This window comes from Amycolatopsis sp. CA-211722 (genome assembly GCF_056828465.1).
Map to the genome: position 1 here is coordinate 3,299,235 of NZ_CP184752.1, position 24,060 is coordinate 3,323,294.

The following is a 24,060-nucleotide window of genomic DNA, read 5'->3' on the forward strand; positions in this document are numbered from 1 at the left end:
CTTAAGAACGTCAGCCGACACCCTAACGGCCGGACGTCGCGGGTACGGCGGCTTCCATCAGTTCGGCGAGATCTTCCGACCCTTTCGGCAGGGAATCCACCGGCCACCAACGAAGATCGTCCGATTCGTCGCTTTGGACCGGTTGTGCTCCCCGGGGTGCGCGCACCACGAAACGCACGTCGAAATGCCGGGTCGGCACGCCGAGCGAGCACGTGATCGGGTGGACGTCGAGATGCACCGGCGCCGGGTCGATGACGAGGTCCTCGATACCGGATTCCTCTCGTGCCTCACGGAGAGCGGCGTCCGCGAGCGTCGCGTCGCCGGGTTCGCAGTGCCCGCCGAGCTGCAGCCAGCGGCCGACTCGCGGATGCAGGGTGAGGAGCACGTGTTCCGCGTCGGCGTCGAGGAGGACGGCCGACGCGGTGATGTGCCCGGCCGCGCATTCGCGAAGGCAGACGTCGTCGCGGGCGGCGAGGAAGCCGAGATAGGCCTGGCGTAAGGATTCCTGGGTCGCGTCCACCGGTCGCCAACCGGACAAAGTGGACACGACGTCGTCATGCAGGGTCACAGTTCGAGAAGTCCTTCACCGGGTTCGACGGAACCGCGCGCGGGCGGGAGCGCGGCGGGATGCCCGATCGCGACGGCGCCGAGCGGTTCCCAGCGCTCGTCGAGGCCGAGCACGTCGCGCACGACGTCCGCCGCGAAGATGGTCGACCCGATCCAGCACGAGCCGAGGTCTTCGGCGGCGAGCGCGACCAGCAGGCCCTGCACCGCCGCGCCGCCGGCGACGGTGAACATCGTGTGCTCACAAGCGTTCCGGCGCTCGTCCCGATAGGTGTGCGCGCCCTCGGCGACGAGGAACGGCACCACGACCTCGGGCGCGTTGTACAGGATGTCGCCGCGGCCGAGCCGTTTCGCGACCTGCCCGGGCGTGAAGCCGTCGCCTTCGAGATCCGCCTGCCACGACGCCTTCATCGCGTCGAGAAGCTGGCGGCGCAAGCCTTCCTCGCGCAGCCACACGAACCGGACCGGCTTCGTGTGGTGCGGCGCGGGCGCGGTCAGCGCGGTTCCGACCGCGCGGCGCAGCACCTCGGGATCGACCGGATCGTCGGTGAACGACCGGATCGAACGCCGCGCGAGCACGGCTTCACGGCGGCCCTGCGCGATGGATTCGTTGGTACCGAGGCGGAACAGGTCCTCCTCGACCGGCCGGAGCAGTTTACGGGCGGTCGAGCCGTCGTCGGTGAGCTGGAGGCCGCGCACGACGGCGACCGGCGTCCCGCCGAGCTTGCCCTTCACCAGATCCGCCGCGGCGGCGAGTTCGTCGGCGATCGCCACCTCGGTGACGGCGAGTTCGTTGCCCTGGCCGTCGACCTCGCCCGCGTAGGAATGCAGCACCCGCAGACCGGACGCGCCGATCGCGGCGTCGGTCTGCCCGACCCGCCACGCGCGGCCCATCGTGTCGGTGACCACGACGGCGACCTCGACGCCGAGCCGTTCACGCAGCCCGTTCCGCAGCGCGAGCGCGGAAGCGTCCGGATCGGACGGCAGGAGCGCGACCTCACCGGAGGCCACGTTCGACGCGTCCACGCCGGACGCGGCCTGCACGATGCCGAGCTTGTTCTCGGTGATCACCGTCCGGTTGATCCGCGCGATCACCCGGACGGACTCCTCCTCGACGAGCTTGCGCCGGGCGGCGTCGCGTTCCTCAGGATCGGTGGGGACGCGGATCAGCATGCCCTCGGTCTTGGAGACGATCTTGCTCGTGACGACCAGGACGTCTCCCGAGCGCAGCCACGGGGCCGCGCCGACGATGGCGCCGGTCAGGTCGTCGCCGGGCCGGAACTCCGGCAGGCCGCCGACCGGCAGGATCTCGATCTTCGCCGAAGCGTGGTCACTCAACGGAAACTCCAGCCAGATCGAAGGCCGCGCGCACCATGGCGGCCGTAGCGTCCACATCGGACATCAGCAGCGGTACGTCGCGGACGGCGACCCCCGGCACGTCGACGGTCTCCCCTTCGGAGACCAGCCAGCCGTCGAGGACACCGTCGGATTCCTTGCGGGAGCCGTAATGCCGTCCGACGGCTTCGGCCGAGGTCTCCACGCCGATCGCGCTCAGGCACGCGTCGGCCATCCCGCGCAACGGCTTCCCGCCGATGATCGGCGAGACACCGACGACCTTGGCGCGTGTCTTCCGCAGCGCGTCGCGGATTCCGGGGACGCCGAGCGTCGTGCCCACCGAGACCACCGGATTGGACGGCGCGAACAGCACGAGGTCGGCGGCCGCGATCGCGTCGAGCACGCCCGGCGCCGGTTTGGCCTCGTCGGCGCCGACGGCGACGATCGAATGCGCCTTCGGCTCGGCGCGGTAGCGCACCCACCACTCTTGGAAATGGATCGCCTTGCGCTGGCCCGGATCTTCCGGATCGTCGATCACGACATGCGTTTCCACGCGGTCGTCGGACATCGGCAGCAGGCGCACGCCCGGCTGCCAGCGATCGCACAGCGCCTCGGTGACCTGCGAGAGCGGATAGCCCGCGCGCAGCATCCGCGAACGGATCAGATGCGTCGCGATGTCCTTGTCGCCCAGCCCGAACCAGGTCGGCTCGGCGCCGTACGCGGCGAGCTCCTCCTTGACCGTCCAGGTCTCCCCGGAATGGCCCCAGCCGCGCTCTTCGTCGATCCCCCCGCCGAGGGTGTACATGCAGGTGTCCAGGTCCGGGCAGATGCGCAGACCGTGCATCCACACGTCGTCCCCGGTGTTCACCAGCGCGGTCATCTCGTGCGGCGATTCCGGCGCGGAACCCCTCGCGGGCAGACCCAGTGCTTGCTTGACCCCCAGCAGGAAGCGGGCCCCGCCCACTCCGCCGACCAAAATGACGACCTTCACGACGGGCGATCCTCGCACGCCCCCGGAGCCGGGGCCCAGTAGCGGTACCTGTGGTGCTCCGTACAGCCCAGGCTTTCGTACAGCTTCAGCGCGCCGGAGTTCGCCATGGCGACCTGCAGCACCATCCCGGTCGCGCCCTGAGCGGCACCCCAGCCGCCCACGGCGTTCATCAGCCCGCGCGCCAGCCCTCGCCGCCGGAACTCCGGCCGTACCGCCAACCGGGCGATGTGCAGCCACTCGCCGACGATCGCTCCCCGAACCGCGCCGGCTGTGACACCGTCCAGTTCCACGAGGCCGAAGCCGACCTTGCCGGTGCCGAGGACGTGCCGTGGCGCTTCCGCCGGATCCGCGCCGTCCGCCGTCAGTTCCCACCATCCGGACGTCGGTTCGTCGAGAATCGCCGCTCCCACCGAGGTCCCTCGCGGAAGCGGGCCGGTCAGCACGCGAACCTCGTGCGCGGGCCGATGTTCCACATACTGGACCCAGCCGCAGGCGGCGATGGCATCCTCCAAAGACGTGTTCTGGATCACCTGAACGACCGGCGGGATGGCATGATCGTGGGCGAAGTCACAGACCGCCCGCAGGGCCTCTGGCAGCGGTTTTCCCGGGTCACCGATCGCCAGGGCGCTGTTGGCCCGGGCGGTGAACCCGTCCGCCCAGCGGAGCCGCCAGTCGCCGATCCGGCTCTCCAGCAGGGGAGGCCAAGCCCGGCTACAGGTGAGCTCGAGCATTTCCGCACTGTTCACGGTTAGATTGTGCCAAGGAAGGCAGTGGAGGGACCCCGATGAGCATCGCGCGCAAGGACGACAGGCACAACGAAGACCTCGTCCGCGAGATCTCGGACGGCTTCAACCGGGCGTTGGGCGCGGAAAAGGCCGTCGAGAAGGACGAGAAGGACGCAGTGGCGGCCAAGCCCGCCGCGCCGAAGTTCGTCATCACCGGGGACAGCAGGGCCACTCCGCCGCCGCGCCGGAAAGACCGCTGAAAGCCCATACCCGGGGTTGGCGATAAGGGTGGCCTAAGCGGGCCGGTCGCGCCCGTGGGCGCGTAATGTCCGTTGCAGACTGGTGAAGCAGAGATAAAGCAGGAGTACGCAGTGACCTACGTGATCGCCGAGCCCTGCGTCGACGTGCTCGACAAGGCGTGTATCGACGAGTGCCCCGTGGATTGCATCTACGAGGGTGACCGCATGCTGTACATCCACCCGGACGAATGCGTCGACTGCGGTGCCTGCGAGCCGGTCTGCCCCGTCGAGGCGATCTACTACGAGGACGACGTCCCCGACGAGTGGAACGACTACACCAAGGCCAACGTCGACTTCTTCGACGAGCTCGGCTCGCCCGGTGGCGCCTCCAAGGTCGGCAAGACCAGTCACGACCCCGCCTTCATCAAGGCTCTTCCCCCGCAGGGCGAATGAGCCGGGTCGCTCTTCCCGATTTCCCCTGGGATTCCCTCGCCGAGGCGAAGGCGAAGGCCCAGGCGCACCCCGGCGGCCTCGTCGACCTGTCGATCGGCACGCCGGTGGACCCGGTCCCCGAGAGCATCCGCGCGGCGCTCGCGTCCGTGTCGGAGATCCCGGGGTACCCGACCACGCACGGGATTCCCGAGCTCAGGGCCGCCGCGATCGAGGCGCTTTCGCGGCGGCACGGCATCGAGGGGATTCCCGAGGCGGCCGTGCTGCCGACGATCGGTTCGAAGGAACTGGTCGCTTCGCTGCCGCGGCAGCTGGGGTTCGGCCCCGGCGACCTCATCGTCATCCCCGAGGTGGCGTACCCGACCTACGAGGTCGGCGTGCTGCTGGCGGGCGCTTCCCTGCTGCGCGCGGACAGCACTGTCGCGGTCGGCCCGCAGCGGCCCGCGATGCTGTGGATCAACTCGCCGTCCAACCCGACCGGGCGCGTGCTCGGTGTCGACCACCTGCGCAAAGTCGTCGAGTGGGCGCGTGAACGCGGCGTCGTAGTGGTCTCCGACGAGTGCTATCTGGCGCTGGGCTGGGAAGACGAGCCCGTGTCGATCCTGCACCCGTCCGTGTGCGGTGGCTCCCTCGACGGCCTGCTGGCCGTCCACTCGCTGTCGAAGTCGGCGAACCTCGCCAGCTACCGCGCCGGTTTCGTCACCGGTGACCCGAAGCTCGTCGCCGGGCTGCTGGAGATCCGCAAGCATTCGGGGCTGATCGTGCCGCGGCCGGTGCAGGAGGCCATGGTCGCCGCGCTGAAGGACGACGAAGCGCTTGCCGCGCAACGGGAACGCTACGCGCGCCGTCGGCTGGTGCTGCGGAAGGCGTTGCTGGACAGCGGTTTCGAGATCTCGCATTCCGAGGCCGGGCTGTATCTCTGGTCCACGCGCGGCGAATCCGCGCTCGACACGGTCGACTGGCTGGCCGAGCGCGGCATCCTCGCCGCGCCGGGGACGTTCTACGGGCCGACCGGTGGGCGGCACGTCCGGATCGCCTTGACCGCCACGGACGAGCGGATCGACGCGGCTGTGGAGCGGCTCACCGCCTGATTTCGGCGCGTTTCGTGCGCCCCATCGCGTGCTAGGAACGGTCCTTTCCTTGCGAAATTTGCAAGGAAAGGACCGTTCATGGCACGTCGCGACCGGTGAAACCCCGGTAGACGAAGCGCGTCAGTGCCTCGACGGCTTCTTCTTCGGAGATCGCCGAGGGGTCGAGCAGCCACGTGTGCGCGAAACCGTTGACCAGTTCGGCCATCATCGCGAGCGTGACCTGCTCCGACGCCGGCAGCTCCATGCCCGCCGCGGTGATGTACCCGAGGTGGTCCAGGAGATCTGCCGCCTGGGCGGCGCCGAAGCGCGCGTAGGTGCGCGCGAACTCGTCGCTGACCATCGCGGCCTGGCGCAGCGCGAGCATCGTCGCGGCGTTGTCGCGGTGGAAGTTCCAGTACTCGCAGACGTGCCAGCGCACGGCTTGCGGGTCGGTGAAGTCGGGTATGTGCTCCGGTGAGGTCGCGTTGACGTCGCTCTCCGCCGCGAGGTCGTCGAGGAGCGCTTCGAGCAGTTCTTCCTTGCTCGTGAAGTGGTTGTAGAACGAACCCGCCGCGCGCCCGGCCTCCGACGTGATGTCGGTGATCTTGGTGTTCAGGTACCCCTTCGCCGCGAAGACGCGCTTCGCCGCCTCCTTGAGCGCGGCCTCGGTTTCCGCCGCCTTCTCCTTGCGGCTCGTCGCCGTCATCGGCACCTCCTTGACAAGGAAGGCTAGCAACGGTCAAACTGAATCCGAATTCACTGAATCATAATTCATTGGAGGGGACGATGGCCGAGGTACTGATCGCGGGCGCCGGGCCGACCGGGCTCACGCTGGCCATCGATCTCGCGCGCCGCGGTGTCGGCGTGCGGATCGTGGAGAAGGCCGAGACGTTCTTCGAGGGCTCGCGCGGTGATGGGCTGCAACCGCGCACGCTGGAGGTCTTCGAGGATCTCGGCGTGCTGGACGCGGTGCTGGCCGCCGGGCAGCCGCCCGTCGCGATGAAGATCCATCTGGGCGGCGAGGTCGTCGGCGAGCGCTGGATGGCCGAGCTCGCCGAGCCGACCCCGGACGTGCCGTATCCGAACGGGTTCTTCCTCGGCCAGTCCCGGACCGAAGGGATCCTGCGCGACAGGCTCGCCGAGTTCGGCGTCCAGGTCGAGCTCGGTACGCCGTTGCTCGGCTTCGAGCAGGACACCGGAGGGGTGACGGCCGAGCTGCCGGGCGAGCGGGTGCGGGTCGACTACCTCGTCGGCGCCGACGGCGGAAAGAGTTTCGTACGCAAGGCGTTGGGGATCGCGTTCGAGGGCGCCACCGACGAGTCGGTCCGCATGCTGCTCGGCGATGTCCAGGCCGAGGGGCTCGATCGCGCGTACGGGCATTGGTTCGCGAAGCCCGAGGATCCGATGTCGGGGATCGTGCTCACGCCGCTGCCCGGGGTGCCGCACTTCCAGTTCGGCGCGCCGCTGGGCGAGGAGGAGGTCGAGGCGTCGCTCGATACGTTGCAGGCCCGGCTCGACGAGCTGTCCGGCGGCGGGGTCCGGCTGCACGACCTCGCCTGGTCGACGGTGTGGCGGCCCAACATCCGGCTCGCCGAGCGGTTCCGTGACGGTCGAGTGTTCCTCGCCGGCGACGCGGCGCACGTCCACCCGCCGACCGGAGGGCAGGGGCTCAACACCGGCGTCCAGGACGCGTACAACCTGGGCTGGAAGCTCGCCGACGGGTCACCGGAACTGCTCGACAGCTACGAGCCCGAAAGGCGTGGAGTCGCCGCGCGGGTGTTGAAGATCAGCACCGAAATCCTGGAGAAGTACAAGGAAGGCGCGGACGACGCGCACGAGCGCGGGGAGAACACGCGTCAGCTCGACATCGGGTATCGCGGTGGTCCGCTCGCGCCCGCGTCCACCGGCCGGATCCGGGCCGGAGACCGGGCGCCGGACGCGCCGCTGAAGGACGCGAACGGCAAGTCCGTCCGGCTGTTCGAGCTGCTGCGCGGCCCGCAGGCGACGGTGCTGGTGTTCGGCGACGGTCCGGCGCCCGAAGGCGCGCGGCGGATCCTGCCCGCGGGCAGCGCGCTGTCCGACACTGATTTCGAGGACGTCGGCGGGCATGCCTTCGCCGCATACGAAGCCGGGAACGGGCGGCAGGTGCTGATCCGTCCGGACGGCTATGTCCGCGCGCTCACCGCCTGAGCGGCCTGGTCGACTTCGGCCCAGACGTCGCGCCACACGGCACGGACCTCGGCTCGGCGCAGCAGCTCCTTCTCCGCGATCCGGCCCGCGATGAACGCGACCTCGGGGTCGACGGAGGCCACCACACTGTGCATCCGGTCGGCGGCGACGCAGGCGTCCTGGTGGTCCCCGAGGACGGTCTGGAAGTTCTTCGTGGCCTTGATCAACCGCTGAATCCGTTCCGCCTGCTTCTTCTTCGCGGCGGGCTTGGCCATCTCGGCGGCGTAGCGGAGTTTCTTGCCGTAGATGCGAAGCGCGTGAAGGTCGTCGTCCGGTGGATCGGCGGGAAGGGCCTTCACAGCCTTGGCGAGCTTCCGATGTGGCTTCGCGAGGCCAGCGACAAGATCGGCCGAGGTCTGGGGACTTTCGGCGGCTTCTTCGGTGGCGGGCTGCCGGGCGAGGCGGCCGATGTCCTGGAGCATCGAGGCGTACCGGGGGCTGGCGAGCGCGCGGGTGAGCCGCCGCTTCGCGACGCCGCGCTCGGTGACGAACTTCGACACCAGACGGCGCGCGGCCGGCTGGTCGCGCACTTCGAATTCGGCGACGACCTCACGGAGGTGCCCGATCAGGACGTCGTAGTCGCGGACGTCGCCGAGGGACTGGCCGAGCCAGCCGAGCTCGGCGCGCACCGTCTCGGCGTCCGGGCCGACGAGACGGCCCGAGAGCTTGAGGACGCTCCGCATGCGGCGCAGCGCGACCCGCATCTGGTGGAGATCTTCGGGGTCGGCGCCGGATTTGGTGCCCGGTTCGTGCGCGAGGAGCGCGCGGATCTCGACGTCGAGTTTGACCCGGACGTGGGTGGCCGCCGGATCGTCCGGCCCGGCTTTCGCGGGACGGTCGCCGAGCCCGAGCGCGGCCGGAGTTGTCGAAGGGACGTTCTTGCGCGGCAGGGTCTCGGCTGTCACAAGATGAATTCTAGGTGAACCGGCAAGGTGGTCCAGGCCGTGAGAGAAGCAAGGGACCTTTGCTACCGCCCTCCGGGGGAGAGTGGTAGCAAAGGTCCCTTGCTCTCTTTTGGTGCAGCCGAGGATGTCGCGAAAGCCACTTTCGGGACGTCAGACGTCGCGAAAGTGGCTTTCGCGACACCCGAGAGACCCCAGGCGGTAGCAAAGGTCCCTTGCTCTCTTTTCGCAGGTCAGTTGGCGTGCAGGGCCGCGTTCAGCTCGATGCCGACGCCGGTGCGCGCGACGACCTCGACGGCGCCGGTCCCGGAGTTCCGCCGGAACACCGCGCCCGAGATGCCGGACAGCTCCAGCGCCTTCACGACCTTGCCCTCGAAGGTCACCTTCGTGCCGGCCGTGACGTACAGGCCCGCTTCGACGACCGAGTCGTCGCCGAGCGAGATGCCGACGCCGCCGTTCGCGCCGATCAGGCAGCGCTCGCCGATCGAGATGGTCTCCTTGCCACCGCCGGACAGCGTGCCCATGATCGACGCGCCGCCGCCGACGTCGGAGCCGTCGCCGACCACGACGCCCGCCGAGATCCGGCCTTCGACCATCGAGGCGCCGAGCGTGCCGGCGTTGAAGTTGATGAAGCCCTCGTGCATGACCGTGGTGCCGTTGGCCAGGTGCGCGCCGAGCCGGGCGCGGTCGGCGTCGGCGATCCGGACGCCGGCCGGCACGACGTAGTCCACCATCCGCGGGAACTTGTCGACGCCGTACACGGTGACGTTGCCGCGCGCCCGAAGCCGCAGCCGGGTCGCTTCGAAGCCTTCGACGGGGCACGGCCCGTGGTTGGTCCACACGACGTTCGCCAGCAGGCCGAAGATGCCGTCGAGGCTCGCGCCGTGCGGCCGGATCAGCCGGTGCGACAGCAGGTGAAGCCGCAGGTAGACGTCGTGCGTGTCACCGGGGGCGTCGGCGAGCCGGGCGATGGTCGTGCGGACCGCGACGACCTCGACACCGCGATCGGTGTCCGGGCCGAGCTGGGCGGCCGCGGCCTCGCCGAGGGCCTCGGAGGCCTCTTCGGCGGTCAGCCGTACCGTGCCGGCCTTGCCATCGGTGCCGTCGGTCAGCTTGGGCAGCGGGAACCAGGTGTCCAGTACCGTGCCGTCGGTCGTGACGGTGGCCAGTCCGACGCCGGTGGCGCCGGTCGTTTCGGGGTCAGGGGTCTGCTCGCTCACGACCTGAACGGTAACCCAGTGACCCTCCTCAGCCGCCGACGAGGCTCTTCACACTGGTCAGCGCCGTCGCCATGTCGTTGAGCGCCTGGCCGCACGGCCCACCGGCGGCGTCCTGGTTCTGGCAGTTCGCGGTGCGGTAGGCGGCGATCGGGCGATCGAGGACGTCGGCGTGCGACGAGAGGTCCGGGCGACGCTTGCGGACGGTGCCCGCGGCGCTGGCGAGTTCGGTCACGTACTTCTGGCAGCTCTTGGGCGATTCGGTCCCCGGCGCCAGATAGCACTGGTCGGTGGTCAGTGCCTTGAGCTTGATCGGCAGCACGTCCGGCCCCGTGTCCTGGGTCGGCCGGACCTTCACCGGGACTTCGCTCGATCCGCACCCGCTGAGCACCAGGAGGAGGGCGACCAAGATCGTTCGCATGCGCACTCCTCCACGGTAGTCGCGGGCCCCCGGCGGTACGGTGCGGGCATGCCTTCGCTCGACTTGCACGCCGATCCCGTCGACCTCACCGCCGCGCTGGTGGACATTTTCAGCGTCTCGGAGCAGGAGAAGGTGATCGCGGACACCGTGCAGGCCGCGCTCCAGGAGCAGGCGCCGCATCTCGAGGTGATCCGCAACGGTGACGCGGTCCTCGCCCGCACGAACCTCGGCCGCCCCTCGCGGGTGCTGCTGGCCGGGCATCTCGACACCGTTCCGGTCAACGAGAACCTGCCGGTGCGCCGTGAGGGGACCGGTGACGACGAGATCCTGCACGGTCTGGGCACCGTCGACATGAAGAGCGGCGACGCCGTCTTCCTGCACCTCGCCGCCGCTCTCCGGGAGCCGAGGCACGACATCACCTTCGTGTTCTACGACTGCGAAGAGATCGAAGCGACGAAGAACGGTCTCGGGCGCATCGAGCGCGAGCTGCCCGAGTGGCTGCGGGCCGACCTCGCGATCCTCGGTGAGCCGTCGAACGGCGGGATCGAAGGCGGCTGCCAGGGAACGATGCGGATCGAGATCCGCGTCGAAGGCGCCCGTGCGCACACCGCGCGCGGCTGGATGGGCGTCAACGCCATCCACGGCCTCGCCGAACCGCTGCGCAGGCTGGCCGAGTACACGCCGCGCGTGGTCGACATCGACGGCCTGACCTACCGCGAAGGCTTGCAGGCCACGAAGATCGGCGGCGGCGTCGCGGGCAACGTCGTCCCGGACGAGGCCGTGCTCACGATCAATCACCGGTTCGCGCCCGACCGGAGCGGCGAACAGGCCGAGGCGCACCTTCGCGAGGTCTTCGAGGGTTACGACGTCGAGATTGTCGACTTGTCACCTGGTGCGCTGCCCGGGCTGAGCGCTCCCGCCGCGGCCGAGCTGGTCGCCGCGGCCGGGGGCAAGGCGGTCGCGAAGCTGGGCTGGACCGACGTCGCGCGCTTCGCGGCTCTCGGGATTCCGGCGGTGAACTTCGGCCCCGGCGACCCGACGCTGGCGCACACCCGCCAGGAGAACGTGCGCGCGGGTGAGATCCGGCAGGTCGCCGCGGTACTGCGCGAGTTCCTCAGCTAGCCAGGGCGAGCCATTCGCCGAGGGCCTGCTCCGGGCCGCCATAGGTCAAGTGCGAGATGGCGAACATCGGCGCGACGACGCGGCTCCAGGTGTACAACCTCTCCTCGTCGAGGCCGCACGCGTTCGCCACCGAACGGCAACGAGCCTCGACCCCCTCGTGCCCGGCGCCGCTCACCACGTAGTCGACGGCATCGAAGCACGGATCACCCACGCACGCCTTCGGATCGATCGCGATCAGGCCGCGCGAGCCGCCGTCCAAGGCGTTGCCGAGATGCAGATCGCCGTGGAGCAGCACGACGCCGGCCTGCGTGTCCAGCAGCTTCTCGCAGCGCTCGATCGCCAGCCGCCAGATGTCCGGGCCGATCTTGGCGGCGATGGCCGGTTCGGTGATCCGCTTGCCGATCCGGGCGAAAGACTCCTCGAACCGGCCGCGCAGGCTCCACGGCCAGCCCGCGGGCGGGGCGACGGAATGCAGCGCGGTGAGCAGTTCTCCCCAGCGTTCCGGCAAGGTCGACAGCGGCAGGTCCTCCGCCGGGGTGCCCGGCCGGACCTCCTCCAGCACCATCGCGCCGGCTTCCGCGTCGGCGGCGAGGACGGCGGGCACCCGGCCCGAGGGCGCGAAGACCCGCAGCATTTCGAGCTGTTTGGCCAGCAGCTCCCCATCTGGGCTGAGCTTGAGCACCGCCGGTGTCCCGTCGGACCACCGGCAGCGCAGGACGACGGACGAAGCCCCGCTCTCGAACAGCTCGCCGAGCTCGAAGCTCCAGCGGGAGGCCAGCCCCGCGGCGAGGGCGGGGACCCCGGCGAGCCATCCGTCGGCGTCGGCGCCGAATCGGCTCACCAGACGCCCGCTGATGTCTTCCAAGTCCACTTCGGTCACTGGGAAACGTCCTCCTCGGCTCCGAGAAGGAGCAGTCCATGCCGCAGTAGGTCCGCGGCCTCTTCGAAACGCCCCTGATCGCGAAGGAGCTCTCCCGCTTTGTCGATCGAAGCGGCCAAGACGCCACGAGTGTCGTGGAGCGCGGCTACGTCGATGGCATGCGCGAAGCCTGCTTCGGCTGCTTCGAGGTCTCCACGGGCCAACGCCAGTGAGCCCTGCTGGAACGAGAGTGAAGCGGACAGCGGCGAGTCCTCCGGGATGGCTTCGGTTGCTTCGGAGAGTAGCGCCGCGGAGTCGTCGAGACGACCGAGTTCACGGCAGACGTCGGCGAGCTCCAGCATCACCGCGTGATCGGGCGCCGCCGCGCGTGACGCGCGAAGGTCCGCGAGAGCGCCTTCGAGGTCGTCGGCACGCCGGTTCAGCGCCCGCGCGAACAGGCACCGGGCCAGCACCGGCCGCAGGGCGCGTTCGTGGAGCAGGTCGTGCAGCGCCGCCACAGCGGCGACGGCGTCCGCCAGCCGCCCTTCGCCGAGGTAGGACTCGGCCAGCCGTCGCTGGTTCTCGGCGAGTTCGGACAGGATCTCCCCGCCGCGAGCCAGCCGGAGTGCCGCTCCCGCGTGCTGCGCGGCCTGGACGTTCTCGCCGAGACGGAGTTGCCCGTCGGCGAGGTACGCGTGCAGGGTCAGCAGGAGCACGGGATGCGGATGACGGCCGAGGCTCGCGTCGAGCGCGGCCCGGAGCAGGTGCATCGCGTGATGCGGCTCGCCCCGGTCGATCAGGACGTTCGCCCGCAACACGGCGGCCAGTTCGCGGTACGGCGGGATGTCGTCGGTGAGCGCGGCTTCGGCGGCGGCCACCGACCGCGCCCTGGCGTCGCCCTCGGTGAACCTCGCGAGCCACAGCCAGGCGAGCCCGGCCTGCCGGTCGCGGCCGATCTTCTCGGCCCGCTGGGCCAGCCGGCGCATCTTCGGCGCCGAACCGTTCCCCGCCAGGAATTCCGCCGCGGCGGCCGCGATGTCCAGGTCGAGACGGACGTCGTCGCGGGGCGACGTCACGCCGAGCAGTTCGCCGGCGTCCACGCCGAGCCGCGCGGCGAAGTGGCGCATCGCGTCACCGGAGGGTGTCCGCGCGCCCGTCTCGACGGACGACACGTACGCGGCGGTGTAGTGCGGTTCGGCGAGTTCGCGCTGGGTGAGGCCGCGCTCGGCGCGGAGCCGCCGTAGCCGTCCACCGACCTCCTCGCCCATGAGCGGGAACGATACGTGAGTCCGCCCCCTGATCACGCGAGTTCGCCGGTTCCGCACGGTGAGCTCGCGTGATCAGCCGGACGACACGGGAGATCAGCGACCCTGCAGCGACTTCACGTTCTGCCCGAAGGTCCAGTTCCGTGAGCCGTCCCAGTTGATCGACCAGGTCATCAGGCCCTTCAGCGCCGGGATGCTGCGGTATGCCTGGGAAACCAGGCTCGGTGACATGTAGCCGCCGCCGGCGCCCGCCTGTGCGGGCAGGCCGGGGGCCTGCTTGTCGTACGGGACGCGGATCGTCTGGCCCTGGATCACCAGGCCCTTGTCGAGGCAGTTGGTCTGCGCGACGAAGCCCTGGACCGTCCCGGCCTGGTACGAATCACCGGAGCAGCCGTACATGCTTCCGTTGTAGTACTGCATGTTCAGCCACCACAGCCGGCCGTTGTCCGCGTACTTCTTGATGATCGGCAGGTACGCGCCCCAGATCGAGCCGTAGACGACGCTGCCGCCGGTGACGTACGCGGTCTCGGGCGCCATGGTGAGCCCGAAGTTCGGCGGCATGGCGGCGAGGACGCCGTCGATGATGCGGATGAGGTTCTTCTGCGACGCGGAAAGCGTGGTGATGTTCCCGCTGCCGGTGAGGCCGGTTTCGATGTCGATGTCGATCCCGTCGAAGTTGTACTTCTTCAGGATCGGCACGATGGTCGCGACGAATTTGTCCGCGACGGTGGCCGAATTCAGGTCGATGCCCGCGGTGGCGCCGCCGATGGACATCAGAATGGTCGCACCGGCGTCTTTCGCGGCGCACATTTCGGACGGGGTCGCGACCTTCACAGTCGCGTCCATCCCATCCTCCCATTTGGCCGTTCCGTCGGACAGGATGACCGGAAAGGCCGCGTTGATCACGTTGTACCCATTGGCCTTGATCCGGGCGTCCGTGATCGGGATCCAGCCCAGCGGTGGATGGACGCCGTTCGACGCGCCGTCCCAGTTCTCCCAGTAGCCCTGCAGGACCTTGCCCGCGGGCTTCGATTTGACCGCGCAGACCTCGGCGTCGGGTGACGCCTGCGCCGAGCCCAGGGCGACGAGGGTGGTGACGGCGAGTACCGCCGCGCCGGTGATTGCGAGCAGCCGTGAGACGCGACCGAACATACCCAGCTCCCATCTCGAAAGCGGTTTGAACGAACAGGAAGCGGCCGTTCGGCTCAACATAGGTCGCGGTGCCGGTGCGACGCTACCGACGATCGGGTGGTCTAGACCAGATATCGAAGAGTTGCCCGGAATTCCCCCTCACGCACGAGGGCCATCTCACGAGGCCGGGTGTCCTCGTGAGATGGCCCTCGCCATTCGAAGGGGTCAGACGGTGATGGTCCAGCTGTCGAGCGTGCCGGTGTCCTGCGCATAGGCGTCGTAGAGCACGAGCGTCCAAGTGCCGGAAGCGGCCTCGTTGGTCACGGGCACCGAGTACGTCCTGGTGCCGAGATCCGTACAGGGCAGGGAACCGGTCGGCTTCACCGAGTACGTGCTGCCGTCAGGGGCCTTCAGGCTGATCCGGAGATCCTCGGAGCAGGTGTGCGTCCCGGTGATCGACACCTTCACCGGCGAGGTCGCCGCGCCCGTCGCGGTGGACGTGATCGGGCTGTTGACCGTCGCGTAGTCGTTGAGCGCGAAGTCGGTGCCGTTGGTGAACGTGCGCACGCTGACGTCGCCGACGGTGAGCGTGTACTGCGCCGTGCGGTCCACCGAGGTCCCGTCACCGGTCACGGTGATCGTGCTGGTGCCGCTGGGGGTGCTCGCCGACGTCGCGATGGTGAGCGTCGAGGAGCCGCCGGACTGCACCGAAGCGGGGTTGAACGTCGCGGTCGCCCCGGCGGGGAGGCCACTGGCGCTCAGCGAAACCGCTTGCGCCGCACCGGAAGTCGTCGCGGTGTTCACCGTGACGGTCGTCGACTGTCCCGCTTGGACGGTGCCGGAGGACGGCGAGAGGCCGAGCGAGAAGTCGGGCCCGGTCGACGTGCCGACGGCCAGCTTCCACAGCGCGTACGCGATCGCGTCGCTGTTCTTCTCCAGCGGGGTGTCCGGGATGTTCGACAGGGTGTCGCACGCGCGGTGGTAGCAGCTGTCGAACGGCCGCCCGGCGGTGCCGCCCCATTTCTGTTGCTGTGCCGCGCTCTTCGTGTATCCGGCGCCGGTCGCGAGACCGCCGACCGGGATACCCGCGCTCTTGAACGACGCGTGGTCCGAACGGCCGTCGCCCTCGGTGTCGCCCTCGGTCTGGATGCCGATCGTCCGGAAGTACTCGTCGAACACGGCCTTGACCGAAGCGACGTCGTCATAGACGAAGTAGCCCCAGTTGTCCGAGCCGATCATGTCGAAGTTCAGGTAGGTCTTGATCTTCGTGCGCTCGGTCTGCGGCAGGCTGTTGACGTAGAACCTGGATCCGCGGAGCCCGGACTCCTCATCGGCCCACCAGCCGAAGCGGACCCGCTTGGCCATCGCCGGGTTCTCGCGGGCCAGGGTCAGCGCGACTTCGAGGATCGAGGCCGAACCCGAGCCGTTGTCGTTGATCCCGGGGCCGGCGCTGACGCTGTCGAGGTGCGCGCCGAGCATGATGACCTGGCTCGCGTCACCCTGCGGCCATTCCGCGATGACGTTCTGGTTCGAACCCGCGCAGCTCGTGCAGGTCTGGAGCGTGACGTTGTAGCCCGCGTCGCGCAGCTTCTGCGCCACATAGGACACCGACGCCGGGTAGCCGGGACGGCCGGAGGCGCGGTTGCCGCCGTTCTGGTTGGCGATGGTCTGCAACGCGCTCAAATGCGCCTTGACGTTGGCGAGCGAGATGTCCGGCGCCGCGGCGGCCGTGACCGCCTGCGCGGGCGCCGTGACGACACCCAGTACGGCGGCCATGCCGACGACGGCCGCTCCTAGTCGCTTTCCCCACTTCATGCCGGGGTCTTCCTTTCTGGGGTGATGGTCCGTGAAGGCCTCCTTGAGGGACTCTGAGTCCCTCAAGGAGGCCTTCACGGACTTGCGGAGTCGAGGGCTAGACGGTGATCGACCAGCTGGAAAGCGTGCCGGTGTCCTGCGCGTAGGCGTCGTAGACCACGAGGGTCCAGGTGCCCGCCGCGACTTCGTTGGTCACGTTCACCGAGTAGTTCCGGGTGCCCAGATCGGTGCAGGGCAGGGAACCGGTGGGCTTGACCGAGTACGTGCTGCCGTCGGGGGCCTTCAGGCTGATGCGCAGGTCCTCGGAGCAGGTGTGCGTCCCGGTGACCGTCACCTTCACCGGCGAAACCGCGTTGCCGGTGGCGGTCGAGGTGATCGGGCTGTTCACCGTGCCGTAGTCGTTCAGCGCGTAGTCGGTGTCGTTGGTGTAGGTGCGCACGTCACCGCCGGTGCCGACGGTGAGCTTGTACTGCGCGGTGTGCGTTCCGCTCGCCGCGGTGCCGGTCACCGTGATGGTGCTGGTGCCGTCAGGGGTGCTCGCCGACGTCGCGATGGTGAGGGTCGAGGAGCCGCCGGACTGCACCGAGGCGGGGTTGAACGTCGCGGTCGCCCCGGCGGGGAGGCCGCTCGCGCTCAGCGAAACCGTCTGCGCCGCACCGTTGGTGGTCGCGGTGTTCACCGTGACCGAGGCCGACTCGCCCGGTTTGACCGAACCCGCCGCCGGGGTGACGCCGACCGAGAAGTCGTCACCCTGCGGGGTGCACGAGGCCGGTTCGCCGGTCGCCGCGGGAACGCTGATGGCGTTCCACGCCGCCTTGGTGGTGTTGAACTCGGTGCAGGAACCCGGGTACAGCGCGAGCGCCGCTTCCAGGGTGGCCTTGCGGGCCGCGCGGTGGTTCCAGCTGGAGGTCTTCTTCAGCAGGCCGTTGTAGAAGATCTTCGCGGCCTTCTGGATGCCGATCCCGGTGATCGAGGTGTTGTTGCAGGTCGGGCTGGCCGGCTTGCCGACCGGCGCGGTGCCCTCGGCCAGCAGGTAGAACCAGTGGTTCTGCGGGCCCGCGGCGGCGTGCACCTCGGTGTTCGGGATGGACGACGAGTAGCAGTCGGGGTTGCCGGAGATCCGGCTCGGCTGGTTCATGTACCGGATCGGCCCGCGGCCGACCAGGTTCACCCCCTCGCCGACGTCGTAGTCGGGGACGTCCTTGGCGTTGTTGGCGTAGTGCTCGGTGACGGCGCCGAAGATGTCACCGGTGGACTCGTTGAGCCCGCCGTTCTCGTTGCCGCTGCCCGCGCCACCCGGCGTGGTCTGGAAGATGGCGTGGCCGTACTCGTGCGCGACGACGTCCATCGGGGTGGCCTGGCGCTGGCTGTCCTGCGAGCGGCCGTAGGTGGTCGAGGAGCCGTTCCAGAAGGCGTTGGCCTGGTTGAGGCCGACGTAGGCGGGGAAGCCGCCGCCGTTGCCGTTGATGCCGTTGCGGCCGAGCCATTCGCCCAGCATCTTCCACTCGGTCTGCACGCCGAAGAGCGCGTCGACGCAGGCGGTTTCCAGGTCGGTGCCGGAACCGTTGCCCCAGTTGTCGTCCGGTCCGCTGAACGGCGAGCCGTTCTGGCGGGCGCAGCTGATGTTGGTGCGCTGCGGGTCGCGCATCGTGTACGTGCCGCCGGAGTTCGTCGTGTCGATGGTGACGTTTCCGACGTAGTAGCTGTTCCCGGCGCCCAGCGTGCTGACGTCGTTCGCCGCCGCCTTCGGCGCGGCGGCCGGGAAGTTGGACATCTTGACGTCGTCACGGGTTTCGAGCACCGCGCCGGTGACGCCGTCCACGAAGACGTGCAGGTTGCTCGGGTTCGCCGCCTTGGTACCGGCGACGACGACCTCGTAGGCGAGCTTGGGGGAGTTCCCCGCCAGCACGACGAGCTTCGGCGCGGCCACACTGTCTACTGTGGACAGCTGGCCACGGGCGACCTCGGTCGCCTTCGCCGCGGAGATCCTGGCCTTGGTGTCGACCGAGATCGCCGCGGTCTCCGCGGCGCTGGTGCCGCGGACGCGTCCGGCGCCGTCGGCCACCACCACCGCGTCCCCGCCCACGACGGGCAGGCCACGGTAGGTTCGTTCGTAAGCGGCGTAGAAGAGTCCTCCGCCACCGGGGGTCAGCCCGACGCGGCGGAAGTCTTCCTGCGCCCCCCTCCGCAACTGGTCTACACCGGTCGCGGCGGCCCGGTCGGCCGCGCTCGCGGCCACGGCGTCGGGGCTCGCGGGCTGGATGGTGGCGGTGGTCGCGTTCGCCGGGGTCACCGGGAACGTCATGCTCAGGGCAAGGCCGGCGACGGCCGCCAACCCTGTTCTGAGCCCTCGCTGAACGGTCATGTGAACCTTCCATGGGCAGGACCGTGTACCCGTCCGGCCTTCAGGCGCGGCGGGGAATTCGACCTGGCGGGCGCACGGCGGGGGGACGGGGAGCGTGCCCATTCGGATAACTGGAGTTATCCCGATGGACACGTCCGAGTAAAGGAGCCGGTCACAAGGTGCGTCAATGGGCCGGATGGCCTAGCGGAGCCGGTGAAGATCGACATGCGGGGAATGAAATGCCTGTGTGGTAAGAGTTTTTCGCGCCATGTGCGATATATGGCGACTTTCGTATGGTTTTCAGCCGGTCGGCCCGAAATCGGACATAGCGGCCGCGCGTACGCCGCGGCGATAGGCCTCGGCGGCTTTTTCGATTAATCCGCGGGCGCGCAACGTGTCGCCCAAATGCAGCGCGGTGGCGACCAGTGCGCCGCGCAGTTCGGACTTTTCCTGTGCGGTGGCGGCTTCTTCGAGTAGCGCGGTCGCCTCGGGCAGGTCGCCACGCGCGCGGGCGATGAGTCCCAGCAACCGGAGAACCTCGGCCCTGGCCTCGATATCGGGGGATCGATCCAGAAGCGGGCGGATCCCTTCGGCGAGTTCGGCCGCCTCATCGAGTTCCCCTTGGCGGCGGCGGACATCGGCGAGCTCGATGGTCGCGCCGAGTACGCCTTCCTGCGAGCCGGCCTTGGCCAGGAGATCGCGGGCGAGCCGCAGTTCGGCGTGTGCCTCGTCGAGTCTGCCCAGCCGTCGCCACAGGAAGCCGCGCGCCCAGCGGCTCCGGGCGGCGTCGCGGTCGTAGCCGAGGGAGGTGAACAGGCGCAGCGCCCGCGAAAGGTCCTTCTCCGCGCGGTCGGCCAGGCCGATCTCCTGCCACAGTTGCGCGGCCTGCCGGTGATAGCGCGCGGCGATGTCCGCGTGGCGGGCGGACGGGAGGACGCGACGGCCCTCCTCGGCGGCCCGGCGGGCGCGGCGGAGCGCGCCCATTTCGATCAGCGGGTGGATCAACGCGGTCACCAGCGCCAGTTCGGCGTCGGGATCGGTCGGTCCGGCCGCGCGAAGGTCGGCGAGCGCGTTTTCCACGAGCGCGACCGAAGCGCCCAGGTCCCCCGAGAGTGCGCGACAGGCGGCGACGCGGTTGACGATCATCGCGCGCAACCGGGGCGACGCGGCGTCGGCGAGTTCCATGGCGTGCGCGAATCCCTTGTCCGCCAACGGGATGTCGTAGCGCTGCCACTGGACCTCGCCGAGGTGGAACCGCGCGTGGCATTGGACGTCGGGCAGCCGGTACTCCGCCGCTCGGCGTTCCACCCGGGCGAACTCGCGCTCGGCGGCTTCGAGCCCGCCCTTCTGCAACTCGCGATACGCGGCTTCGAGCGCGTCGCCGAGTTCTCCGGCGGCGCCGGGCGGCCGGTCGAAGCGGAGTTCGTCCGCGGTGAGGCCGAGCCGTGGCGCGAGGTGGGCGAGTACTTCGTCCGAGGGAAGACGGCGGCCGGACTCGACCTTGGCGAGGAAGCCGCGGTCGTAGCGTGGCTCGGCGAGCTCACGCTGAGTCAGCCCGCGTGCCCGGCGCAGCCGCCGGATCCGCGCGCCGAGTGGTTCTGCGCTGGGCGGCACCGATCCACGGTAGACGATTTCCCGCCCGGCATCGGCCTGAGCTGGACGGATATCCGCCGACAACGGCCGGATCCGGTGACTTTCGACCGGTGAAACGGACATATTGACTGGTGGCGCTCGGCGGGCTAGCGTCTTGCGCAATAAAAAGGAAACTTTCTTAACTAAATGTGAGCGGGGCGCCGATGATGGTGAGTTCCTGGTCCCGGACGGTGGCCGCGGTTTCGGCACTGGTCCTCGGGGGTTTGACGGTTCCGGCGGTTTCGGCCGCGGCGGCGGTGCGGGGTGAGGTCCGGGTCGACCAGGTCGGCTACGGCATCACCGAGACCAAACACGCCTATCTCCTCTCCAGCGCGCCGGGTTCGTTCTCGGTGATCGACGAACGTGGCCGCACCGTCCATCGTGGACGGACCGGGCAGTCGCTCGGCGCGTGGAACGCGAAGTACCCGGCGGTGTACCAGCTCGACCTGTCGAAGGTCTGGCTGCCGGGCAAGTACCGGATCGAGGTTTCCGGCGAGACCAAGGCGACGTCGCCGACGTTCCGGGTGGACACCAAGGACCGGCTCTTCACGCCGCTCGTCCGCGCCACCAACGAGTTCTTCCAGGCGCAGCGCGACGGTGACGACATCATCCCCGGCCGTCTCGGCCGCGAACCCTCGCATCTGGCGGACAAACAGGCCACGGTCTACGAATGGCCGGCGTTCGGCGGCGAATTCGGCGACGAGATCACCGAACCGCTGAAGCCGGCGGGCGGGCCGGTCGACGTCGAGGGCGGCTGGGTCGACGCGGGCGATTTCGTCAAGTTCACGTCGAACACGGCGTACTCGCTGGCGGAGCTGGGTTACGTGCTCCGCGAGGACTACGACCGGGCGCTGGCCGCGGAGGTCAAGCTCGGCCTCGACTGGCTCGACAAGATGTGGGACGAGAAGAGCAAGACGCTCTACGCCCAGGTCGGGATCGGTACGGGCAGCGACAAGTTCGGCTTCCTCGGCGACCACGACGTCTGGCGGAACCCGCAGGACGACGACCCGCTCGACGTGAAGCCGGGTGACCCCAAGTACTTCGTGAAGCACCGGCCGGTCTTCCCGGCCAACCCCGGCGGTTCCGCGCTCAGCCCGAACCTGGCCGGCCGCGTGGCCGCCGCGTTCGCGCTCGGCGCGCAGGTCGAGTCGAAGCGCGACCCGGCGCTGGCGAAGAAGTACTTCGCCGAGGCCGCCTCGGTGTTCGCGCAGGCCAAGACCGAGAACGTCGGCGAACTGGTCACCGCGTTCCCGCACGCGTACTACCCGGAGTCGTCCTGGCGGGACGACATGGAACTCGGCGCGACGCAGCTGGCGCTGGCGGCCAAGGCCCTGCGTGACCCGCGGTCCGCCGAGTGGACGCGGCAGGCGGCGCACTGGGCGAAGGCCTACATCGACGTCGAAGAGAAGAGCACGCTCAACCTGTACGACACCAGCGCGCTGGCGCACGCCGAACTGGCGAAGCTCCTGCGGCACGGTGTCCCGGGTGCCGCGCTCGGCCCGAAGGAACTGATCGGCGATCTGCGGCGTCAGCTCGACGAAGGTGTCGCGAGCGCGGCTCAGAGTCCTTTCCGGACCGCGGTCTCGGTGAAGGAATTCGACGCGGCCAGCAAGAGCTTCGGGTTCGCCGCGACCGAGCGGCTCTACGCGGACCTGACCGGTGACCGACGGTACGCGGCGTTCGGCTCGCAGCAGCGGAACTTCACCCTCGGCGCGAACGCGTGGGGCATCTCGCTGGTCGTCGGCGTCGGCACCACGTACCCGCGGTGCCCGCACCACCAGGCGGCGAACCTCGCGGGCGAGGAGAAACTGCTCTACGGCGCCGTCGTGAACGGCCCCAACGGAGCGGAGAACTTCGAGCACATGGAGCTCCCGCCCGGGTCGAAGGACTGCCGGAAGCCGTTCGAAGCCTTCGACACCCCCGAGTCCCGCTACGCCGACGACCTCGCGTCGTGGCCGAGCAACGAGCCCGCCATCGACTTCACCTCGACGGCCATGCTCGCGTTCGCGCTGACCGGACGTTCCTGAGTCGTGCTCGCGGGGCCCGCTCACCGGCGGGCCCCGCGTTCGCGTAGCCGACAACTCCTGTTCGCGGCGATGCCGCCGCTCCGGACGGTGACGACGTCGTAGGCTTGGCGGGGTGAGTGAGACAAGCGAGTTCCCCGACGGCCAGTACCCGGAACGTCCGATCGAGCGCCACAAGGGCCCGGTCGTGCTGCGGCGGGATCGCCGCGACCAGGGCAGCACCACCGACCAGCGCCTGCTGGACTCGCGGGGGCCGAGCGACTGGGTGCACACCGACCCGTGGCGCGTACTGCGGATCCAGGCGGAGTTCGTCGAAGGCTTCGGCGCGCTCGCCGAGGTGCCGCGCGCGGTGACGGTGTTCGGTTCGGCGCGGACCAAGCGGGACCACCCGGAGTACGAACTCGGCCGCAAGATCGGCGGCGCGCTCGCGAACGCGGGCTTCGCGGTGATGACCGGCGGCGGCCCCGGCGCGATGGAGGCGGTGAACCGCGGCGCCAACGAAGCGGGCGGGTTCTCGGTCGGCCTCGGTATCGAGCTGCCGTTCGAGCAGGGCCTGAACCCGTGGGTCGACCTCGGCGTCAACTTCCGGTACTTCTTCGCCCGCAAGACGATGTTCATCAAGTACTCGCAGGCGTTCATCTGCCTGCCCGGCGGCTTCGGCACGCTCGACGAGCTGTTCGAGGCGCTCACCCTGGTGCAGACGAAGAAGGTCACGAAGTTCCCGGTAGTGCTGTTCGGCAGCGACTACTGGGGCGGGCTGTACGACTGGATCGCCAAGACGCTGCTCGCCGAGGGCAAGATCGGCGAGAAGGACCTCGACCTGCTGCACGTCACCGACGACATCGACGACGCCGTGCGCGTCGTGCAGGAGTCGTACCAGGCATGGGAGGACACCCACTGATGGCGGCGCCGCGCCGGGTCTGCGTCTTCTGCGGCTCATCGATGGGCTTCGACCCGCGGTATGCCGAGGAGGCTCGCGCCCTGGGCACGTTGCTGGCCTCGCGGGGGATCGGGCTGGTCTACGGCGGCGCTTCGGTCGGGACCATGGGCGTCGTCGCGGACGCCGCGCTCGCCGCGGGCGGTGAGGTGATCGGCGTGATCCCCGAGGCGCTGGGCAGCGTCGAGATCGCGCACGCGGGCCTGACCGAACTGCACGTCGTCGCCGACATGCACCAGCGGAAGGCGAAGATGGCCGCGCTGTCCGACGGCTTCCTCGCGCTGCCCGGCGGGGCGGGGACGCTGGAGGAGCTGTTCGAGGTGTGGACGTGGGCCCAGCTCGGGCTGCACGAGAAGCCGATCGGGCTGGTCGACGTCGGCGGGTACTACGCGCCGCTGCTGAAGTTCGCCGACCACATGGTGTCGGAGGGTTTTCTGTCGGCTGGGTACCGGGACATGCTGTCGATCGACTCGGACGCTTCGGCGCTTCTGGACGGCTTCGCGGACTACGTGCCGCCGCCTCGGCCTAAGTGGGCGAAGTAGGGCTTGGGGTCGCGGTCGGTACGTGAAGGACTCCTTCATTGCGCCTAGCGCTGTGAAGGGGTCCTTCACGTACTTGGGGTGCCGCGAAGGGCGAGTTCCCTCGGCTCAGCCGAGGGAAGGGGGCCTTCACGCGCGTCGCTTGTGACGTGTGGGGGCACGGGGGCATTTGGGGTTCGTGAGGTGGCTGGCGAGTCCGTGAAGGCCCCCTGAGGGACCCAGAGTCCGTGAAGGCCCCCTTGAGGGACC

22 protein-coding genes are annotated in these 24,060 nt (G+C 69.4%); 8 read left to right on the forward strand and 14 right to left on the reverse strand.

Annotated features, from left to right (window positions below; all coding sequences use genetic code 11):
- Positions 1 to 22: 22 nt before the first annotated feature.
- The 4 genes from ACOCEP_RS16335 to ACOCEP_RS16350 are packed head-to-tail and all read right to left on the reverse strand — an operon-like array spanning position 23 to position 3,621.
- Positions 23 to 568, reverse strand: coding sequence for an NUDIX hydrolase (locus ACOCEP_RS16335; RefSeq protein WP_482338147.1), 546 nt, complete (start codon positions 566 to 568; stop codon positions 23 to 25).
- Entirely contained in the window at positions 565 to 1,902 is a 1,338-nt protein-coding gene (locus ACOCEP_RS16340) for a coenzyme F420-0:L-glutamate ligase (RefSeq protein WP_482338149.1), read from the reverse strand. The genes ACOCEP_RS16335 and ACOCEP_RS16340 overlap by 4 nt, the downstream gene beginning before the upstream one ends.
- Positions 1,895 to 2,890, reverse strand: a complete 996-nt coding sequence (cofD, locus tag ACOCEP_RS16345) for a 2-phospho-L-lactate transferase (protein ID WP_482338151.1) — start codon at positions 2,888 to 2,890, stop codon at positions 1,895 to 1,897. The genes ACOCEP_RS16340 and cofD overlap by 8 nt, the downstream gene beginning before the upstream one ends.
- Complete coding sequence (locus tag ACOCEP_RS16350) at positions 2,887 to 3,621, reverse strand: GNAT family N-acetyltransferase (protein ID WP_482339738.1); 735 nt, start codon at positions 3,619 to 3,621, stop codon at positions 2,887 to 2,889. The genes cofD and ACOCEP_RS16350 overlap by 4 nt, the downstream gene beginning before the upstream one ends.
- A 53-nt stretch (positions 3,622 to 3,674) precedes the next feature.
- Here ACOCEP_RS16350 and ACOCEP_RS16355 point away from each other — a divergent pair, with 53 nt between their 5' ends.
- The 3 genes from ACOCEP_RS16355 (at position 3,675) to dapC (ending at position 5,395) form a co-directional block, all read left to right on the forward strand.
- A complete protein-coding gene (locus tag ACOCEP_RS16355) occupies positions 3,675 to 3,875 on the forward strand; it encodes a hypothetical protein (protein ID WP_126736392.1) in 201 nt (66 codons plus the stop codon).
- 111 nt (positions 3,876 to 3,986) lie between these two features.
- The gene (gene fdxA, locus ACOCEP_RS16360) at positions 3,987 to 4,307 is read left to right on the forward strand and encodes a ferredoxin (protein WP_016331413.1); all 321 of its coding nucleotides are present in this window, start codon (positions 3,987 to 3,989) and stop codon (positions 4,305 to 4,307) included.
- On the forward strand, positions 4,304 to 5,395 hold the full coding sequence (dapC, locus tag ACOCEP_RS16365) for a succinyldiaminopimelate transaminase (protein ID WP_482338154.1): 1,092 nt from the start codon (positions 4,304 to 4,306) through the stop codon (positions 5,393 to 5,395). Before fdxA ends, dapC begins: the two co-directional genes overlap by 4 nt.
- 76 nt (positions 5,396 to 5,471) lie before the next feature.
- Here the strand turns inward: dapC and ACOCEP_RS16370 are convergent, their stop codons facing one another.
- Entirely contained in the window at positions 5,472 to 6,080 is a 609-nt protein-coding gene (locus ACOCEP_RS16370) for a TetR/AcrR family transcriptional regulator (RefSeq protein ID WP_482338155.1), read from the reverse strand.
- A gap of 80 nt (positions 6,081 to 6,160) precedes the next feature.
- Here ACOCEP_RS16370 and ACOCEP_RS16375 point away from each other — a divergent pair, with 80 nt between their 5' ends.
- A complete protein-coding gene (locus ACOCEP_RS16375) occupies positions 6,161 to 7,564 on the forward strand; it encodes an FAD-dependent monooxygenase (protein ID WP_482338156.1) in 1,404 nt (467 codons plus the stop codon).
- On the opposite strand, the gene ACOCEP_RS16380 is transcribed toward ACOCEP_RS16375, so the two are convergent.
- From ACOCEP_RS16380 to ACOCEP_RS16390, 3 genes are all read right to left on the reverse strand, one after another.
- Positions 7,540 to 8,508: a CHAD domain-containing protein gene (locus ACOCEP_RS16380; protein WP_482338158.1), complete on the reverse strand. Its 969-nt coding sequence runs from the start codon at positions 8,506 to 8,508 to the stop codon at positions 7,540 to 7,542. The genes ACOCEP_RS16375 and ACOCEP_RS16380 overlap by 25 nt on opposite strands.
- A gap of 230 nt (positions 8,509 to 8,738) precedes the next feature.
- Positions 8,739 to 9,725 carry a 2,3,4,5-tetrahydropyridine-2,6-dicarboxylate N-succinyltransferase gene (dapD, locus tag ACOCEP_RS16385; RefSeq protein WP_482338160.1) on the reverse strand — a complete coding sequence of 329 codons (987 nt, stop codon included), beginning with the start codon at positions 9,723 to 9,725 and terminating at the stop codon, positions 8,739 to 8,741.
- A 28-nt stretch (positions 9,726 to 9,753) separates the two neighbouring features.
- Complete coding sequence (locus ACOCEP_RS16390) at positions 9,754 to 10,143, reverse strand: hypothetical protein (RefSeq protein WP_482338161.1); 390 nt, start codon at positions 10,141 to 10,143, stop codon at positions 9,754 to 9,756.
- 48 nt (positions 10,144 to 10,191) lie between these two features.
- Between ACOCEP_RS16390 and dapE the strand changes: the two genes are divergently transcribed.
- Positions 10,192 to 11,265 carry a succinyl-diaminopimelate desuccinylase gene (dapE, locus tag ACOCEP_RS16395; RefSeq protein WP_482338163.1) on the forward strand — a complete coding sequence of 358 codons (1,074 nt, stop codon included), beginning with the start codon at positions 10,192 to 10,194 and terminating at the stop codon, positions 11,263 to 11,265.
- On the opposite strand, the gene ACOCEP_RS16400 is transcribed toward dapE, so the two are convergent.
- From ACOCEP_RS16400 to ACOCEP_RS16425, 6 genes are all read right to left on the reverse strand, one after another.
- On the reverse strand, positions 11,258 to 12,145 hold the full coding sequence (locus ACOCEP_RS16400; RefSeq protein WP_482338164.1) for an aminoglycoside phosphotransferase family protein: 888 nt from the start codon (positions 12,143 to 12,145) through the stop codon (positions 11,258 to 11,260). The genes dapE and ACOCEP_RS16400 overlap by 8 nt on opposite strands.
- A complete protein-coding gene (locus ACOCEP_RS16405; RefSeq protein WP_482338166.1) occupies positions 12,142 to 13,392 on the reverse strand; it encodes a helix-turn-helix domain-containing protein in 1,251 nt (416 codons plus the stop codon). The genes ACOCEP_RS16400 and ACOCEP_RS16405 overlap by 4 nt, the downstream gene beginning before the upstream one ends.
- A 93-nt stretch (positions 13,393 to 13,485) precedes the next feature.
- Positions 13,486 to 14,541 (reverse strand): chitinase, encoded by a 1,056-nt coding sequence (locus ACOCEP_RS16410; protein WP_465483796.1) that lies wholly within the window; start codon positions 14,539 to 14,541, stop codon positions 13,486 to 13,488.
- Between the two features lie 204 nt (positions 14,542 to 14,745).
- Entirely contained in the window at positions 14,746 to 16,335 is a 1,590-nt protein-coding gene (locus tag ACOCEP_RS16415) for a M28 family peptidase (RefSeq protein WP_482338167.1), read from the reverse strand.
- Between the two features lie 97 nt (positions 16,336 to 16,432).
- Positions 16,433 to 18,700, reverse strand: a complete 2,268-nt coding sequence (locus ACOCEP_RS16420) for a M4 family metallopeptidase (protein ID WP_482338168.1) — start codon at positions 18,698 to 18,700, stop codon at positions 16,433 to 16,435.
- A 279-nt stretch (positions 18,701 to 18,979) separates the two neighbouring features.
- Positions 18,980 to 20,293 carry a tetratricopeptide repeat protein gene (locus ACOCEP_RS16425; RefSeq protein WP_482338169.1) on the reverse strand — a complete coding sequence of 438 codons (1,314 nt, stop codon included), beginning with the start codon at positions 20,291 to 20,293 and terminating at the stop codon, positions 18,980 to 18,982.
- Between the two features lie 182 nt (positions 20,294 to 20,475).
- Here ACOCEP_RS16425 and ACOCEP_RS16430 point away from each other — a divergent pair, with 182 nt between their 5' ends.
- The 3 genes from ACOCEP_RS16430 to ACOCEP_RS16440 all read left to right on the forward strand — a co-directional run bounded on the left by ACOCEP_RS16430 (position 20,476) and on the right by ACOCEP_RS16440 (position 23,814).
- Complete coding sequence (locus tag ACOCEP_RS16430) at positions 20,476 to 22,338, forward strand: glycoside hydrolase family 9 protein (RefSeq protein ID WP_482338171.1); 1,863 nt, start codon at positions 20,476 to 20,478, stop codon at positions 22,336 to 22,338.
- A gap of 112 nt (positions 22,339 to 22,450) precedes the next feature.
- Positions 22,451 to 23,236 carry an LOG family protein gene (locus ACOCEP_RS16435; protein ID WP_126736377.1) on the forward strand — a complete coding sequence of 262 codons (786 nt, stop codon included), beginning with the start codon at positions 22,451 to 22,453 and terminating at the stop codon, positions 23,234 to 23,236.
- Positions 23,236 to 23,814 carry an LOG family protein gene (locus ACOCEP_RS16440; protein WP_465417352.1) on the forward strand — a complete coding sequence of 193 codons (579 nt, stop codon included), beginning with the start codon at positions 23,236 to 23,238 and terminating at the stop codon, positions 23,812 to 23,814. The genes ACOCEP_RS16435 and ACOCEP_RS16440 overlap by 1 nt, the downstream gene beginning before the upstream one ends.
- Positions 23,815 to 24,060: the final 246 nt, after the last annotated feature.

Coding starts and splice junctions, on each gene's coding strand:
- ACOCEP_RS16420 (WP_482338168.1), bottom strand. CDS start 18,700: ATGACCGTTCAGCGAGGGCTCAGAACAGGGTTGGCGGCCGTCGCCGGC.
- dapE (WP_482338163.1), top strand. CDS start 10,192: ATGCCTTCGCTCGACTTGCACGCCGATCCCGTCGACCTCACCGCCGCG.
- ACOCEP_RS16415 (WP_482338167.1), bottom strand. CDS start 16,335: ATGAAGTGGGGAAAGCGACTAGGAGCGGCCGTCGTCGGCATGGCCGCC.
- ACOCEP_RS16370 (WP_482338155.1), bottom strand. CDS start 6,080: ATGACGGCGACGAGCCGCAAGGAGAAGGCGGCGGAAACCGAGGCCGCG.
- ACOCEP_RS16440 (WP_465417352.1), top strand. CDS start 23,236: ATGGCGGCGCCGCGCCGGGTCTGCGTCTTCTGCGGCTCATCGATGGGC.
- ACOCEP_RS16410 (WP_465483796.1), bottom strand. CDS start 14,541: ATGTTCGGTCGCGTCTCACGGCTGCTCGCAATCACCGGCGCGGCGGTA.
- ACOCEP_RS16350 (WP_482339738.1), bottom strand. CDS start 3,621: ATGCTCGAGCTCACCTGTAGCCGGGCTTGGCCTCCCCTGCTGGAGAGC.
- dapC (WP_482338154.1), top strand. CDS start 4,304: ATGAGCCGGGTCGCTCTTCCCGATTTCCCCTGGGATTCCCTCGCCGAG.
- ACOCEP_RS16405 (WP_482338166.1), bottom strand. CDS start 13,392: ATGGGCGAGGAGGTCGGTGGACGGCTACGGCGGCTCCGCGCCGAGCGC.
- ACOCEP_RS16355 (WP_126736392.1), top strand. CDS start 3,675: ATGAGCATCGCGCGCAAGGACGACAGGCACAACGAAGACCTCGTCCGC.
- ACOCEP_RS16375 (WP_482338156.1), top strand. CDS start 6,161: ATGGCCGAGGTACTGATCGCGGGCGCCGGGCCGACCGGGCTCACGCTG.
- ACOCEP_RS16430 (WP_482338171.1), top strand. CDS start 20,476: ATGATGGTGAGTTCCTGGTCCCGGACGGTGGCCGCGGTTTCGGCACTG.
- ACOCEP_RS16390 (WP_482338161.1), bottom strand. CDS start 10,143: ATGCGAACGATCTTGGTCGCCCTCCTCCTGGTGCTCAGCGGGTGCGGA.